This is a genomic window from Arhodomonas sp. AD133 (genome assembly GCF_051195215.1).
Taxonomy (GTDB): domain Bacteria; phylum Pseudomonadota; class Gammaproteobacteria; order Nitrococcales; family Nitrococcaceae; genus Arhodomonas.
On record NZ_JBNAZM010000052.1, the window covers coordinates 1 to 14,736 of the forward strand.

Consider the following 14,736-nt stretch of genomic DNA (forward strand, 5'->3'; position numbering starts at 1 on the left):
AGCAAAGAGCAAAGAGCAAAGAGCAAAGAGCAAAGAGCAAAGAGCAAAGAGCAAAGAGCAAAGAGCAAAGAGCAAAGGCCGAAGTTCGAAGTTCGAAGTTCGAAGTTCGAAGTTCGAAGTTCGAAGTTCGAAGTTCGAAGCCGAAGTTCGAAGCCCGAAGCCCGAAGTCCGAAGTCCGAAGTCCGAAGATCAAATAGCGGCACTCGCCGCCGTGTGTGGTAGTGCCCTGGTGGCGAGGCGCCCCATCCGGTAAGGGCATTCGTACCCGAAGCCTTGCGGCCCGAGCCAAACTCGCCGACTCTCTCGCTTGCCGCTTGCCGCTTGCCGCTTGCCGCTTGCCGCTTGCCGCTTGCCGCTTGCCGCTTGCCGCTTTCCTCTTTCCACTTTCCTCTCTCCCCTCGACTCAGATCCGATCTTTTCATCCGCGTTAAACAATTGATGAAAACGATCGTGTAAGCGGTTTCATTAGGTTGAGTCAACTGCCGTGCCTCCGCGACACTTTCGTCCGTCGTGCCGCACGGCGCGCACCGGGCCACAAAAACGGCGTCCCAGCCCGGTGCGTTCGTCCATGCCGGCGGTGCGTGACGGCATCGTTCATTGAGGAGGAGACAGCGAGCATGAAAAGTCTCAGGCTCGGTGCGCCGGTGGCGCTAGCCATCGCCACGACCATGACCGCGGGGCAAGCACACGCCTTGGAGTTCCACGGGTATCTGCGCTCCGGCGTGGGTTCCAACAGCGAAGGCGGGGATCAGGTCTGCTTCCAGCTTCCGGGCGCGGGATCGAAATACCGCCTGGGCAACGAGTGCGAGACCTATGCCGAGCTCGCGCTGGATCAGAAACTCTACGAGACCGACAGCGGCGCCTACTTCGATTACCACGGCCGTCTCGCCTATGTGGCCGAGGGCGATCAGGACTACGAGTCTTTCGTCGATCTCGCTGATTTCGACAATGACGGCCAGCTCGACACCGACGGTCCCAACGATTTCGCCCTGCGCGAAAACTGGGTGGAGGCGGGCAACGTCGCCGGTGGCATGCTCGAGGGCGCGAAGTTCTGGGCGGGCAAACGCTTCTATCGCCGCCAGGACGTCCACATCACCGACTTCTACTACTGGGACAACAGCGGCCCGGGTGGCGGTATCGAGGACGTGGATCTCGGCTTCGGCAAGCTGGCCTACGCCTATCGACGCAATGTCAACGACAACATCGACGCGGACGGCGACGGCACTCCGGACAGCGAAGCAGTGGTGAGCAGCCACGACTTCCGCCTCTACGGGCTCGAGACCAACCCGGGCGGCAGCCTCACCCTGGGGCTCGACTACAAGCACGCCGACAGCCAGGACGACCTGGACACCACCAATGGTTGGCTCGCCACGGTGCAGCACACGCAGGACGGTGTGCTCGGCGGTTACAACCGTGTCGCCCTTCAGTACGGCAAGGGCGCTGCGGCGAATCTGGCCGCGGCCTATCCGAATCCGATCGGTGACGAGGACGCCAAGAGCTGGCGGATCGTCGAGCAGCTCCAGTGGCAGACGAGCAAGCGTTTCTCGGGGCAGTTCACCACGGTCTACCAGCATCAGGAAGACAACCAGGACTGGTTCTCCGCCGGCGTGCGTCCCATCGTCCACTTCAACCAGTACTTCGATCTCGCCGTGGAGGTGGGCTATGACCAGGTGGACCCCGAAGACGGCGATACCAGCCGCCTGACCAAGGTCACCGTCGCCCCGCAGATCACACCCGAGGCGAGCTTCTGGTCGCGGCCGGCCCTGCGCGCGTTCGTGACCTACGCCGACTGGAACGACGCCGCCGGAGAGCTCGGCGACGGTGTCTTCGGCACCGATACGAGCGGGCTGACCTACGGTATTCAGGTCGAGGCCTGGTGGTAGGACGGTCCGGATGGCGGGGCATTGGCCCCGCCACCATCACAACCTTTCAACCGACAGGGATCACATGAGCGCCAATGACCGAAACTGGTGGCGCGGCAGCGTCATCTACCAGATCTATCCGCGCAGCTTCCTCGATGCCAACGGCGATGGTATCGGCGATCTCGAGGGGATTCGCCGCAAACTCGATTACGTGGCGGACCTTGGTGTGGACGCGATCTGGATATCGCCGTTTTTCCGGTCGCCCATGAAGGATTTCGGCTACGACGTTTCCGACTACTGCGCCGTGGATCCCATGTTCGGCAGCCTCTCGGACTTCGACCGGGTGGTCGCCGAGGCCCACGACCGGAATCTGAAGGTGATGATCGACCAGGTGCTCTCCCACACCTCCGATCAGCACCCGTGGTTTGCCGAGAGTCGCGCGGATCGGTCCAACGCGAAGGCGGACTGGTATGTCTGGTCCGACGGCAACCCCGACGGCACGCCACCCAACAACTGGTTGTCGGTCTTCGGCGGCTCCGCCTGGCAGTGGGATACGCGCCGCTGTCAGTTCTACCTGCACAACTTCCTGCCGAGCCAGCCGGACCTCAACTGGCACAACCCCGAGGTCGTCGAAGCCATGCTCGAGAACCTGCGCTTCTGGCTGGAGCGCGGGGTCGACGGTTTCCGCCTGGACGCGATCAACTACGCGTTCCACGATCCGGCGCTGCGCAGCAATGAGCCGCTCGACGACAGCTTCCGGCCGGGGCTCGCGAATCCGGAGAACCCCTACAGTTTTCAGCAGCATGTCTACGACAAGAGCCGGCCGGAGATGATCGGCCTGCTCCAGCGCCTGCGGGCTCTCGCGGACGAATACGGCGCCACCGCACTGATGGGCGAGATCGGCGATGACAATGGCCGCGAGCGCATGGCCGAGTACACCGGCGGCGGCGACAAGCTGCACATGGCTTACAGCTTCGACCTGCTGACCGAAGCCTCCAGCGCAGCGTTCATCCGTGAAACCGTCGAGGGCGTGGAAGGGATGCTCGGCGATGGTTACGCATGCTGGTCGGTGGGCAACCACGACACGGAGCGGGTGGCGACGCGCTGGGGCCGTGGTGCCGACCCCGATGCCGTAGGCCCGCTGTATATGGCGCTCGTGCTGTCCCTGCGGGGGGCAGCCTGTGTTTACCAGGGTGACGAGCTCGGGTTGACCGAGGCCGAGCTCGCCTTCGAGGATCTCCAGGATCCCTACGGCATCAACATGTGGCCGCGCTACAAGGGGCGCGACGGCTGCCGTACGCCCATGCCCTGGGAGGCCGGTGCGCCGCAGGCGGGTTTCACCGATGGCACGCCGTGGCTGCCCATACCCAGTGAGCACCGCGAGCAGGCAGTGGATGTCCAACGCTCCCGCAGCGACTCGGCGTTGGAGCGTTGCCGGGCCTTCCTGGCGTTCCGTCGCGCACATCCTGCTCTGGTGGACGGCACCATTCGCTTCCACGACGCGCCTGGCGAGACACTGCTGTTCGAGCGCGAGTCTGACGACGAGCGGCTGCTCGTGGCGTTCAATCTGGCCGGGGAACCGGCGGAAATCCGGGTGCCCGACGGGCTCGCGGTGACAGCGCTTTCCGGCCACGGCTTCGCCGGCGAGGTCAGTGACGGGCACGTATGCCTGCCTGGCTACCAGGCGCTGTTCGCCCGGTTCTGAATGCAGCCGCCGAGGAGGGGAGAGACATGGCCGAGGTGTTGCTGGAAGGCATTCGCAAACGTTTCGGGGAGGTGGAGACCATTCACGGGCTCGACCTCACGGTTGAGGAGGGTGAGTTCGTCGTGTTCGTCGGCCCGTCCGGCTGTGGCAAGTCCACGCTGCTGCGGCTGATCGCCGGCCTCGAGGAGATCACCGAGGGGCGGTTGAGCATCGCCGGGCAGACGGTCAACGACGTGCCGCCTGCGGACCGGGGCGTGGCCATGGTTTTCCAGTCCTACGCGCTCTATCCGCACATGAGCGTGTTCGAGAACATGGCCTTCGGCCTCAAGCTCGCCCGGCGGGGCAAGGCGGAGATTCGCCGCCGGGTGGAAGCGGCGGCGCGCATTCTCCAGATCGAGCCGCTGCTCGAGCGGCGTCCCAGCCAACTCTCCGGCGGCCAGCGTCAGCGCGTCGCCATTGGCCGCGCCATCGTGCGGGAGCCGTCGGTGTTCCTCTTCGACGAGCCGCTGTCCAATCTGGATGCGGCGCTGCGCATCCAGATGCGCATGGAGATATCGCGCCTCCATCACGAGCTCGGCACCACCATGATCTACGTGACGCACGATCAGGTGGAGGCCATGACCATGGCCGACAAGATCGTCGTCCTGAACGACGGCCGCATCGCCCAGGTGGGTGCGCCCCTCACCCTCTATCACCATCCCGCCGACCGCTTCGTCGCCGGCTTCATCGGTTCGCCGTGCATGAACTTCCTGGAGGGCGAGCTGCTGGAAGGGCATGCCGATGGCGCGCGGGTGAAGCTCGCGGACGGCACCGAGCTTCCGGTGGCGGTGGATGCCGCCGCTGCCCGTAGCGGCGATGCGGTGACCGTCGGTGTCCGGCCCGAGCACGTGGTCGCCGAGGAGCAGGCCGATGCGGCAGTGAGCGGGCGGGTCGAAGTGGTCGAGCAGTTGGGCGAGTCGACGTTGCTCAACGTGGCCACTGACACGGGTACCGCCCTGGTGGCCAGGTTTGCCGGCAACCGCTTCTTCACCCATGGCGAAGACGTGCGTATCGGGGTCGTCGCCGACGGATGTCATCTGTTCGATGCCCGGGGCGCGGCATTCGCCCGTGTCTCTGGCGCCGAGGACGTACGTGCCTGTCAGCCGGTCGCCGCGGTGGCGGCGCGATGACGGCACGGTGCACGGGGCATACAACGATAACGTGATCAGGAGGATAGGAATGAAAGCGCGACACGCAATCACTGCCGGATTGGCTCTTGGTTTGGCCGCCAGCGTTCAGGCGACGGAGCCGGGCGAGATCACCATATGGGTGGGTAGCGACAAGGGCTACCAGGGGATCGAGAAAGTCGGCGAACGCTTCACCGAGGATACGGGCATTCCGGTTACCGTCGAGCATCCGGAGGATGTCACCAGCAAGTTCCCGCAGGCTGCCGCCTCCGGCAAGGGGCCGGATATTTTCTTCTGGGCGCATGACCGGCTCGGCGAATGGGTGCAGGGCGGGCTGATCAAGCGCGTCTCCCCCAGCCCCGAGATTCGCGAGGATATTGCCGAGACCGGGTGGGACGGGTTCACCATCGGAAGCCAGGTCTATGGCTACCCGGTGTCCTTCGAGTCGGTGTCGCTCATCTACAACCGCGACCTCGTCGATACCCCGCCGGAGACCTTCGAGGAGGTCATCGAGCTCGACAAGAAGCTGCGTGAGCAGGGCAAACACGCCATCCTCTGGGACTACAACGAGCCGTACTTCAGCTGGCCGCTGCTCGCCGCCAATGGCGGTTACGTCTTCGAAAAGGCCGAAGACGGTGACTACATCACCGGCAGTACCGGCGTGGACAGCGCAGGCGCTCGCGAAGGTATGGAGACCATCGTGAGACTGATCGAGGAGGGGGTGATGCCTCGCGGGGCGAGCTACTCCGACATGGAGGCCGGGGTGAACAATGGCGACATCGCGATGATGATCAGCGGCCCCTGGGCGTGGGAGAACCTCAAGACCAGCGGTATCGATTTCGGAGTCGCCCCCATACCCAAGGTCGGCGACGAATACGGCAAGCCCTTCGTGGGCGTGTGGGGGGCGATGATCAGCGCCTCGAGCCCGAACGTGGACCTGGCGACGCTGTTCCTGGAGGACTACCTGCTGCAACACCATGGGCTCGCCACGGTGAACGCCGACGTGTCCCTGGGCACGCCTGCGAGCAAGAGCTTCTACGAAAAGGTCGCTGACGATCCCGGCAGTGGGCCCATTCGCGCGACCATGAAGAACGTGCGCCTGGGCGAGCCCATGCCGAATGTGCCCGCCATGGGCCGGTTCTGGTCGGCGATGGAATCGGCGTTGCAGAACGTCACTGCCGGGCGCCAGGACGCGGACGCCGCGCTCGCGGCGGCGGCGAAACGCATCGAGGCGCAGTAGCGCTGACACGATCGTGGCCCGGGCTGAATCGCCCGGGCCGGTCCAATCGCAATCGGGCGCATCCATGAGTCCCAATACGAAACATCGCCTCGCTCAGGGCGTGGTGGTCGCGATCAGTCTCGCGTTCCTCTATCTGGCGACGATGGTCTACGCAAGTGGCCGTCCGTTGCTGGCGCTGGCGATTGTCGCCGGTACGTTGCTGAGCGCGTACGTTTTCTTCAAGCGGCGTCTCTACGCCTACCGTTACGTCTACCCGGGCCTGCTGACCATGGCGGTATTCCTGGTCTTCCCCATCGTCTACACGGTGTGGATCGGGTTCACGAACTACAGCTCGTCGCACATCCTCACCTTCGAACGCGCCAAGTCGTATTTCCTCGAGCAGACCTACGCCACCGGTGAGGCGGTTTATCCGTATACGCTGCATCGTGGGGAATCGGGTTATCGTTTGCGGCTCGAAGCGCCATCCGGCGAAGCGTACGTCACCGAACCTACCCCGTTGCCGCGTGACGAGCAGACGCCGTTGCCGGCACAGCCAGCCGGGGCCGGCGGCGCATTACCGGAGGCACTCGGCCTGCGTCAGCTCATTGCCCAGCGCGAGGCGCTCAAAAGCCTGAACGTAGCCTTGCCCGACGGTACCGAGCTGCGCATGGCCAAACTGCGCAGCTTCGCACCCATCGCGCCGCGATATCGTGCCAACGACGACGGCACGCTCACCGATCTCAAGACCGGGACCGTGCTCACGCCGGATTTCGAGACCGGCTTCTTCCGCAACGCCGAGGGCGAGGCCGTACCGCCGGGATTTCGCGTTGCCATCGGCATCGACAACTACGAGCGTGTCTTCACCGAGCCCGCTTTCCGCGAGCCGTTCGTGAAGATTTTCGCCTGGACGGTGACTTTCGCCGGGCTCACCGTGCTCTTCGCCACGGCCATCGGCATGGTGCTCGCAGTCATCCTGAGCTGGGAGGCGTTGCGTTTCCGCGGTCTCTACCGGTTGCTGCTGTTCCTGCCGTATGCAGTACCCGGGTTCATCTCGATTCTGGTATTCAAGGGGTTGTTCAACGAGAACTTCGGTGAGATCAACCTGATCCTGAATGCTCTGTTCGGTATCAAGCCGAGCTGGTTCACCGATCCCATGCTCGCCCGCACGATGATCCTCATGGTCAACATCTGGCTCGGCTATCCGTACATCATGGTGTTGTGCATGGGGCTGCTGAAAGCGATTCCCCACGACATCTACGAAGCGTCCGCCCTTGCCGGTGTGGGGCCGGTGCGCACGTTCACGCGGGTGACCTTCCCGTTGTTGATGCGTCCGCTCACGCCGCTGCTCATCGCCGCATTCGCATTCAACTTCAACAACTTCGTGCTCATCGAGCTGCTAACCAGCGGACGGCCGGATTTCCTCGGCACCCAGATTCCGGCGGGCACGACGGACATTCTGGTCACTTACACCTACCGCATCGCCTTCGAGGATTCGGGCAAGAATTTCGGTCTCGCGGCGGCGGTATCCACCGTGATTTTCGCAATGGTGGCGTTGCTGGCGCTGGTGAACCTGCGCGTGACGCGTGCCGGCGGAACCCGGGAGGTATGACACTATGGCCATGGTCATGGGTAAACGTCAGCGCTGGCGGGTATATCTCACCCACGTGCTGCTCATCGCCTTTCTCGTGATGATCCTGTTTCCGTTCTTCATGATCATCATGATTTCCTTGCGGCCGGGCAACTTCGCCTCGGGCAGCCTGATCCCGGAGACGATCAGCCTGGAGCACTGGAAGCTGGCGTTCGGATTTCCGGTTCGGGGGCCGGATGGCGGGTTGATGCAGCCCCCGTTCCCGGTGCTGCTGTGGTTATGGAACTCCATCAAGGTATCCGCGCTCACGGCGACCGGTATTCTCGTTCTGTCGACGACCAGCGCCTATGCTTTCGCGCGGATGCGCTTCCGTTTCAAGCGCACCCTGCTCAACTCGATGCTCATCCTGCAGATGTTCCCGGCCGTGCTTGCGCTGGTGGCCATCTACGCCATCTTCGAGACCATCGGTACGTACGTGCCCGCGCTGGGCATCGACAGCCATGGCGGGCTGGTGCTTTCGTATCTCGGGATGGTGGCTCTGCACATCTGGACCATCAAAGGCTACTTCGACTCCATTCCCGTGGAGATCGAGGAAGCCGCCCGCGTCGACGGTGCCACGCCCTTCCAGACGTTCTTCCACGTGGTCCTGCCCATGGCAGTGCCCATACTGGCGGTGGTTTTCGTGCTCGCCTTCATCATGGCGATCATCGAGTACCCCGTGGCCTCGGTTCTGCTCCAGAGCGAAGAGCAGCTGACCCTGGCCGTGGGCTCACGCTTCTATCTTCAGGATCAACAGTACCTGTGGGGCGATTTCGCCGCGGCGGCAGTGCTGAGCGGGCTGCCGATCACAGCGGTGTTCCTGCTCGCTCAGCGTTGGATCGTCTCGGGGTTGACCGCCGGCGGCGTCAAGGGCTGAGTCGGCACCGCCCCGGGCGCGGGTGTTGGCCCGCCCCGGGGCGCGCGCTGCTACAACCGCTGCGTGACGGTATCGCCCTCCACCAGTGTTCCGCTGAATGCGTGCGCAACCGGTTCGCAGGGGAGTTGGAGGGCGGCGAGCGCGGTGTGCGCCGCTGCGTGACCGATCGCCGCGATGGGGATGTCCACGGTGGTCAGCCGCGGTCGGTAGAGGGCGGCGAGGCGTGTGTTGTCATAGCCGATCACCGAGACGTCCTCGGGCACCCGGTAGCCGGCCTGCGTGAGCGCCTCGATCGCGCCCACCGCCATGTTGTCATTGCCGCAGAATACGGCTGTCCATGACATGCCGTCGCGGAGCAATTCCCGCATCGCTGCCGTTCCGCTTTCCAGCGAGTAGTCGCCGTGACGTATGGCGCTGTCGGCAAGGGTGACACCGTGTTCGCCCGCGCGGTCCCGGAAGCCGGCGTGGCGGTCGGCAGCGTCGTTGATCGCCAGCGGACCGGTAATCGTGGCGAGCGCGCGGTGGCCGTGGTCGACGAGGTAGTCGGCGACCAGGGTGCCGGCGGTGTAGTGATCCACCCACAGACACCGGCCGTCGAGGCCCGGCACCCGGCGGTTCATGACCACGATGGGTACCTCGCGGCGGGACAGCGCCACGAGCTCGTCGTTGCTCAGACCGCCGGCATGGATGATGAGGGCTGCACAGCGCTGTTCCAGCAGGAAGTCGATGGCCCACAGCTCGCCCTTGCGGCGGTTGTAGCCGCTGGCGACCACGAGCATCTGGCCGCAGTCGCGCAGGGTTCGTTCGGCGCTCTGCATGACTGGCGCGTAGTAGGGCGCGCCGATATCGCCCACCACCATCCCGATTCCGATGCCCTGCTGGCGGGCCAGGGATCGCGCGATGGCGCTGGGCCGGTAACCGAGCTCGCGCGCTGCGGCGAGCACTGTCTCGCGGGTGACATCGCTGACCCGCGCGCTGCCGGTGAACACGCGCGAAACCGTCGCCGCGGATACGCCGGCGTGTGCGGCGACCTGGCTTATGGTCGCTCCGTCACGTTGCACGCTGGCTCTCCTCCCATTGGCTCGTGGTCCCCGAAAAGGATACCCGCAACCGTACAAGGGTGTTTGCCATGCGGGAGCAGCGCCCGGCTCGACCCATGGTGGCGAAGCGGGTGAGCGCGGCTATACTGGTTATCCCCTTCCGGGACGGTACATCAGCGTGACGCCTCCCGGTAGGCCCCTCGCACCGCGCTGGCGAGTCAGCGGTGGTCGCGTGCCGGCTTGGCGGCCGGGCTGCGCCGTGCGCGCCCCCGCCCGTTGCGCCGGGATCGGGTCTGCCGGGAGGCGGGGCGGGGGAGGCGGCTTACGGCGCCGTGGTCAGAATTCCCAGTTGCTCGCGGGTATCCGCTGCAGATGCAGGCGGTGGGCCAGGCGAATTATCGGCCGGAGCAGAAACTGCGCGCTGCCGACGATGAACAGCCACACCCCCGCGTCCATCAGACTCGGGTAGAGAAAGAACACACTGCCCACGAGAAACCACGAGCCGATGGCGAAGTCATTGAGCATGCTCAGGACTTCGTAGCGCCGGCGGATAACTACTAATCTTCTCAGAGGTATTGTCATGCGTCAGCCGGTCTGTGCGCCGATGGGACAAGGCGCGAGGCGCGCCGTGTAGCCGGGCTACATGAGCGGCGAGCAACGCGGGGCCATCGGCGCACAGACCGGCCCGAAGGGAGCGCCACAGCGGCCCGGTGGCGGCGTTGCGCTCGCTTGACGTGAGCCCCGCCACGCCGGCGCGAGCGCGCCTTGCCCCCGAACCGCTGTGGCGCTCTGACACATGACAATACCTCTGAGAAGATTAGTAATTGCTCGTGCCCCAGGGTGAAGGTCAGGGAGCCGTCGTCGCCGGCGTTCCATTTCGTGTCGCTGTCCATGATGATGCTCCGATGCGCTCGCGTCAGGCGCCATGCCCGGCTCGATCAATTCCGGCGGTGGCTGCTGTGCGTCGCGCTCAACAGGTGTTGGTAAGCTCGGCGTACCGGAAGCAGTCCGTGGTGTGATCCATGACCACGCCCACCGCCTGGAGGTAGGCATAGCAGATCGTGGGGCCGACGAAGCGCATGCCGGCCCGCCGCAGATCCTTGGACAACCGCTCGGCCAACGGCGTCGAAGTGGGGACGGCACTGATGTCCGGCCAATGGTTGATCACCGGTTGCCCGTCCACGTATCCCCAGAGGTAGTCCGCGAAGCTGCCATGGCGTTCCCGCAGGTCCAGGAACGCGCGGGCGTTCGTGCGCGCCGATTGAATCTTGAGCCGGTTGCGCACGATGCCGCGGTCGCCGCGCAGATCTTCCAGCTCGCCGTCGCTCATGGCCGCCACCTGGGCCGGATCGAATCCGTGGAAGGCGCGGCGATAGCCCTCGCGCTTTTGCAGGATGGTCAGCCACGAAAGCCCCGCCTGGGCGCCTTCGAGGATGAGGAACTCGAACAGGCGGCGGTCGTCGTGAACCGGCACGCCCCACTCGGAATCGTGATAGGCGATGTATGCCGGATCGTCCGTGCACCAGGCGCAGCGTGTAGGCATGATTGGTTCTTTTCGTTCGTGTGCCGGTTCGAAAAGCTTATCACGCGTGCGCCCCGGGTGGCCCGGGGTGGTCGAAAGGGCCTTCGAAAAGGAGATTCGCGATGGAGATCCGTGAACGCGATGCTTTGCTCATCGTCGACGTGCAGCGGGCGATCGACGACCCGAGCTGGGGCGAGCGCAACAACCCGAATGCCGAGCAACGCATCGCCGAGCTGCGAGCCGCCTTCCGCGACGCCGGCCGGCGCGTCTTGCACGTGCGTCACGCCTCCCGCGAGCCCGGTTCCACGTACCGCCCGGACGGTCCCGGGTTCGGCTTCAAGCCGGACGCGCGTCCGCTGGACGACGAACCGGTGATCACGAAATCCGTTAACAGCGCGTTCATCGGCACCGATCTGGAAATCCGGCTGCGTGAATGGGGTGTCGACGGCCTGGTGATCTGCGGTGTGATCACCAACAACTCGGTGGAGGCAACCGTGCGCATGGCCGGCAATCTCGGTTTTCGCACCCGGGTGGTGGCCGATGCCTGTGCCACCTTTGCGCGCACCGATTACCGCGGCCTGCGCCAGGACGCCGAGACGGTCCACGCCCTCTCTCTCGCCAATCTGGACGGGGAGTACGCGCAGGTCGTCACCGCCGAGGCGGTGCTGCGCGCGCTGTCGAACGGCGACTAACCTTTTCGAAAGGTTACTAATCCGATCACAGGTAATGCCACGTGTCAGAGCGCTTGTGCGATTCGGCTGCCAGGCGCGCGAGCGAAGGCGTGGCAAGGCTCACGTCGAGTGAGCGCAACGCCGCAGCCGAATCGCACAAGCGCTCCCTTCGGGCGAGGCTGTCGGGCGCTCTCGCGGCGTTGCTCGTCGCTCATGTAGCGCTTGCTACACCACGCGCCTCGCGCCTTGCGAGAACGCCCGACAGCCTCGCTGACATGTGGTATTACCTATGATCGGATTAGTAGTAGCAATGGCCGGCACCGGGATCGTTCGTCATGTCAGGCGAGCGCCAGTGTCACGCGTACCACATCTGGCTCATCGGGGTGGCGGCTGCGACGGAAGCCCAGCTTCTGACAGAGATGCAGCATGGCGTGGTTCTCGCGCAGCACATCGCCGAACACCTCGCCGATGCCGCGGTGGCGGCAGTAGTCGATGATGCGCTGCATCAGCAGCCGCCCGAGGCCGTGCCCGGTGAAGTCGCGGTGAATGATGATGGCGTATTCGGCGCGGGTGTTGTCCGGATCGGCGCTTATGTGCACCACGCCGTGGATACGTGTGTGCCCCGGGGGGCCGGGCTCGCTGAGCACCAGAGCCATTTCCCGATCGTAGTCCATCTGTGTGAAGCGCGCGGCCTGGATGTGGCTGAGGCGCTTCATGGGCATGAAAAAGCGCAGTCGTACCTCGTCGGGGGTGAGCCGCGTGAATGCTTCGCGCAGCTCGATTTCGTCTTCGGGCACCACTGGGCGCAACATGAGCTGCCGGCCGTCGTCCAGCGTGAGGGTTTCTTCGAGAGCCCGTGGGTAGGGGCGGATGGCCAGGCGCGATGTGCCGCTGCCGTCGCGATCGCTCACCCGCATGCGCGCGTCCAGGGCGAGCACGCCGCGATGGTCTGCGAGCAGGGGGTTGATGTCGACCTCGCTGACCGCACCGATGTCGGCGACCAGCTGCGACAGCCGCATGAGCGTGAGGGCGATCGCTTCGCGGTCGGCGGCCGGAGTGCCGCGAAAACCGCGGAGCTGGCGATCCACGTGGGTGCGGGCGATCATGTCGAGGGCGAGCTTGAGATTCAGCGGCGGCAGGCCGAGGGCCTGGTCGCGAATCACCTCCACGGCGGTGCCCCCCTGACCGAAGAGTACGACCGGGCCGAACTGCGGGTCTTCGGCGATGCCGGCGATCAGCTCCCATGCCTGGGGCCGGTCGATCATGGGCTGCAGGGTGAAGCCGTCGATGCGCACCCCGGGGCGGTGACGGCGTACCCGCTCACGCATGCCCGCGGCGGCCTCGTGTACTTCTCCGGCGTCGGCGAGATCCAGGGCGACGCCGCCGACGTCGCTCTTGTGGGAGATCTCCGGTGACAGGATCTTGAGCGCGAACGGGCCGGACATCGTTGCGGCGAGTCGCCGCGCGTCGTCCTCGTCGGCGGCGATGCGGGTGGGCACCACGGGTACGCCGTAGGCGTCGAGTACGTCCTTGGCCTCGGCCTCGGAAAGCCATTCGCGGCCGTCATCGCGAACCTGGGCAATGATGGACCTGGCGCGCTCCGTGTCCGGCGTGAAAGCTTCGGGCACCGAGGGGGGCGTCTCCAGCAAAGCGCGCTGGTTGCGGTGGAACTCCACCACGTGCATGAACGCGCGCACCGCTGCTTCCGGCGTCGTGTAGCTCGGCAGCCCGGCACGGGCGAAGCGTTGCCGTGCCGGCACGGCCAGGTGGTCGCCGATCCAGTTGGTGAGCACCGGCTTGCGCCCGTGTCGCGGCCGTGCGGTTACCGTGCGTACCACCGCCGCGGCGGCATCGCCCGGATCGGCGATGGCGGTCGGGCAGTTGAGGATCAGTACGGCGTCGGCCTCGTCGGCGTCGAGCAGAACCTCCAGCGCTCGTGCGTAGCGTTCGCCGTCGGCGTCACCAATGATGTCCACCGGGTTGCCCCGTGACCACGTGCTCGGCAGCACGGCGTCCAGGCGTTCACGGGTATCCTCGCTCAGCGTCGCGAGCTGTCCTCCGCGGGCGATGAGTGCGTCGGTTGCGAGTACGCCGACACCCCCGCCGTTGGTGAGGATCACCAGCCGGTCACCGGCCGGCGTTGCTGCCAGCGCCAGGGTCTCCACGGCGGCGAAGAGCTCGCCCAGCGTATCGACCCGCAGCATCCCGCTGCGCTGGAAGGCGGCGTCGTAGACGCTGTCGGCACCGGCAAGGGTGCCGGTATGCGAAGCGGCGGCCTGCGCGCTTTCCGCATGGCGCCCGGATTTGACCACGATCACCGGTTTCATGCGCGCGGCGGCGCGGGCGGCGGACATGAACTTCCGGGCGGCGGTCACCGTCTCCACGTACAGCAGTATCGCGCGGGTATCCGGGTCGCTTGCCAGGTAGTCGAGCATGTCGCCGAAATCCACGTCCGCCATGTCGCCCAGGGAGACCAGGTGGGAGAAGCCGATGTCGCGGCTTTTTGCCCAGTCGAGAACGGCGGTGACGATGGTCCCGGACTGAGTGACGAAGGCGATGCGGCCGTGGGGCGGGGTAAGGTGAGAGAAGCTCGCGTTCAGCCCGATTCGCGGTACGATCAGCCCCAGACCGTTGGGACCGAGTACGCGGAGCAGATGTGGACGTGCGGCCTCGAGTATGGTCTGGCGTCGCTCCCGGCCCTCACGGTCGCCGCCTTCGCCGAAACCGGCGGTGATCACGACGGCGGCACGGGTGCCGCGCCGCCCGAGCGCGTCGACGATTTCCGCTACCGTGTGTGGCGGCGTGGCGATTACGGCTAGATCGGGCGTTATCGGCAGGCTTGCCACGTCGGGATAGGCGAGAACACCCTCCACGGCGGCGTGTCGGGGGTTGACCGGCATTACCGGCCCCTCGAAGCCGGACTTGAACAGGTTGTGGGCGACGACGCTGCCTACACTGCCGGCCCGGCGGCTGGCGCCGATCAGGGCGACGGAGCGGGGTGCGAGGAGGTATTCGAGATTGCGTATGGTCATAGCGGGTGCGCGGAC

At 65.4% G+C, this 14,736-nt stretch carries 11 protein-coding genes; 7 read left to right on the top strand and 4 right to left on the bottom strand.

The features are described from left to right. Positions 1-617: 617 nt before the first annotated feature. From ACPEES_RS19595 to malG, 6 genes are all read left to right on the top strand, one after another. Positions 618-1,883, top strand: coding sequence for a maltoporin (locus ACPEES_RS19595; RefSeq protein ID WP_435105403.1), 1,266 nt, complete (start codon positions 618-620; stop codon positions 1,881-1,883). 64 nt (positions 1,884-1,947) lie between these two features. Next, on the top strand, positions 1,948-3,567 hold the full coding sequence (locus ACPEES_RS19600) for an alpha-glucosidase family protein (RefSeq protein ID WP_435105405.1): 1,620 nt from the start codon (positions 1,948-1,950) through the stop codon (positions 3,565-3,567). Positions 3,568-3,593: 26 nt separating this feature from the next. Continuing rightward, positions 3,594-4,736 carry an ABC transporter ATP-binding protein gene (locus ACPEES_RS19605; RefSeq protein ID WP_435105407.1) on the top strand — a complete coding sequence of 381 codons (1,143 nt, stop codon included), beginning with the start codon at positions 3,594-3,596 and terminating at the stop codon, positions 4,734-4,736. Positions 4,737-4,785: 49 nt separating this feature from the next. Continuing rightward, complete coding sequence (malE, locus tag ACPEES_RS19610; protein ID WP_435105409.1) at positions 4,786-5,973, top strand: maltose/maltodextrin ABC transporter substrate-binding protein MalE; 1,188 nt, start codon at positions 4,786-4,788, stop codon at positions 5,971-5,973. A 64-nt stretch (positions 5,974-6,037) separates the two neighbouring features. Next, the gene (gene malF, locus ACPEES_RS19615) at positions 6,038-7,561 is read left to right on the top strand and encodes a maltose ABC transporter permease MalF (protein WP_435105411.1); all 1,524 of its coding nucleotides are present in this window, start codon (positions 6,038-6,040) and stop codon (positions 7,559-7,561) included. A gap of 4 nt (positions 7,562-7,565) precedes the next feature. After that, positions 7,566-8,456: a maltose ABC transporter permease MalG gene (gene malG, locus ACPEES_RS19620; RefSeq protein ID WP_435105414.1), complete on the top strand. Its 891-nt coding sequence runs from the start codon at positions 7,566-7,568 to the stop codon at positions 8,454-8,456. 50 nt (positions 8,457-8,506) lie between these two features. Here the strand turns inward: malG and ACPEES_RS19625 are convergent, their stop codons facing one another. The 3 genes from ACPEES_RS19625 to ACPEES_RS19635 all read right to left on the bottom strand — a co-directional run bounded on the left by ACPEES_RS19625 (position 8,507) and on the right by ACPEES_RS19635 (position 11,039). Continuing rightward, positions 8,507-9,517 (bottom strand): LacI family DNA-binding transcriptional regulator, encoded by a 1,011-nt coding sequence (locus ACPEES_RS19625; protein WP_435105416.1) that lies wholly within the window; start codon positions 9,515-9,517, stop codon positions 8,507-8,509. Between the two features lie 315 nt (positions 9,518-9,832). Continuing rightward, positions 9,833-10,078: a YrhK family protein gene (locus ACPEES_RS19630; protein WP_435105418.1), complete on the bottom strand. Its 246-nt coding sequence runs from the start codon at positions 10,076-10,078 to the stop codon at positions 9,833-9,835. A gap of 388 nt (positions 10,079-10,466) precedes the next feature. Next, positions 10,467-11,039, bottom strand: a complete 573-nt coding sequence (locus ACPEES_RS19635; protein ID WP_435105420.1) for a DNA-3-methyladenine glycosylase I — start codon at positions 11,037-11,039, stop codon at positions 10,467-10,469. Between the two features lie 101 nt (positions 11,040-11,140). Here ACPEES_RS19635 and ACPEES_RS19640 point away from each other — a divergent pair, with 101 nt between their 5' ends. Continuing rightward, positions 11,141-11,710, top strand: coding sequence for a cysteine hydrolase family protein (locus ACPEES_RS19640; RefSeq protein ID WP_435105422.1), 570 nt, complete (start codon positions 11,141-11,143; stop codon positions 11,708-11,710). Positions 11,711-12,027: 317 nt separating this feature from the next. Here ACPEES_RS19640 and ACPEES_RS19645 read toward each other — a convergent pair whose 3' ends face one another. After that, a complete protein-coding gene (locus ACPEES_RS19645; protein ID WP_435105424.1) occupies positions 12,028-14,721 on the bottom strand; it encodes a bifunctional acetate--CoA ligase family protein/GNAT family N-acetyltransferase in 2,694 nt (897 codons plus the stop codon). Positions 14,722-14,736: the final 15 nt, after the last annotated feature.

Coding starts and splice junctions, on each gene's coding strand:
- ACPEES_RS19595 (WP_435105403.1), top strand. CDS start 618: ATGAAAAGTCTCAGGCTCGGTGCGCCGGTGGCGCTAGCCATCGCCACG.
- ACPEES_RS19600 (WP_435105405.1), top strand. CDS start 1,948: ATGAGCGCCAATGACCGAAACTGGTGGCGCGGCAGCGTCATCTACCAG.
- ACPEES_RS19605 (WP_435105407.1), top strand. CDS start 3,594: ATGGCCGAGGTGTTGCTGGAAGGCATTCGCAAACGTTTCGGGGAGGTG.
- malE (WP_435105409.1), top strand. CDS start 4,786: ATGAAAGCGCGACACGCAATCACTGCCGGATTGGCTCTTGGTTTGGCC.
- malF (WP_435105411.1), top strand. CDS start 6,038: ATGAGTCCCAATACGAAACATCGCCTCGCTCAGGGCGTGGTGGTCGCG.
- malG (WP_435105414.1), top strand. CDS start 7,566: ATGGCCATGGTCATGGGTAAACGTCAGCGCTGGCGGGTATATCTCACC.
- ACPEES_RS19630 (WP_435105418.1), bottom strand. CDS start 10,078: ATGACAATACCTCTGAGAAGATTAGTAGTTATCCGCCGGCGCTACGAA.
- ACPEES_RS19635 (WP_435105420.1), bottom strand. CDS start 11,039: ATGCCTACACGCTGCGCCTGGTGCACGGACGATCCGGCATACATCGCC.
- ACPEES_RS19640 (WP_435105422.1), top strand. CDS start 11,141: ATGGAGATCCGTGAACGCGATGCTTTGCTCATCGTCGACGTGCAGCGG.
- ACPEES_RS19645 (WP_435105424.1), bottom strand. CDS start 14,721: ATGACCATACGCAATCTCGAATACCTCCTCGCACCCCGCTCCGTCGCC.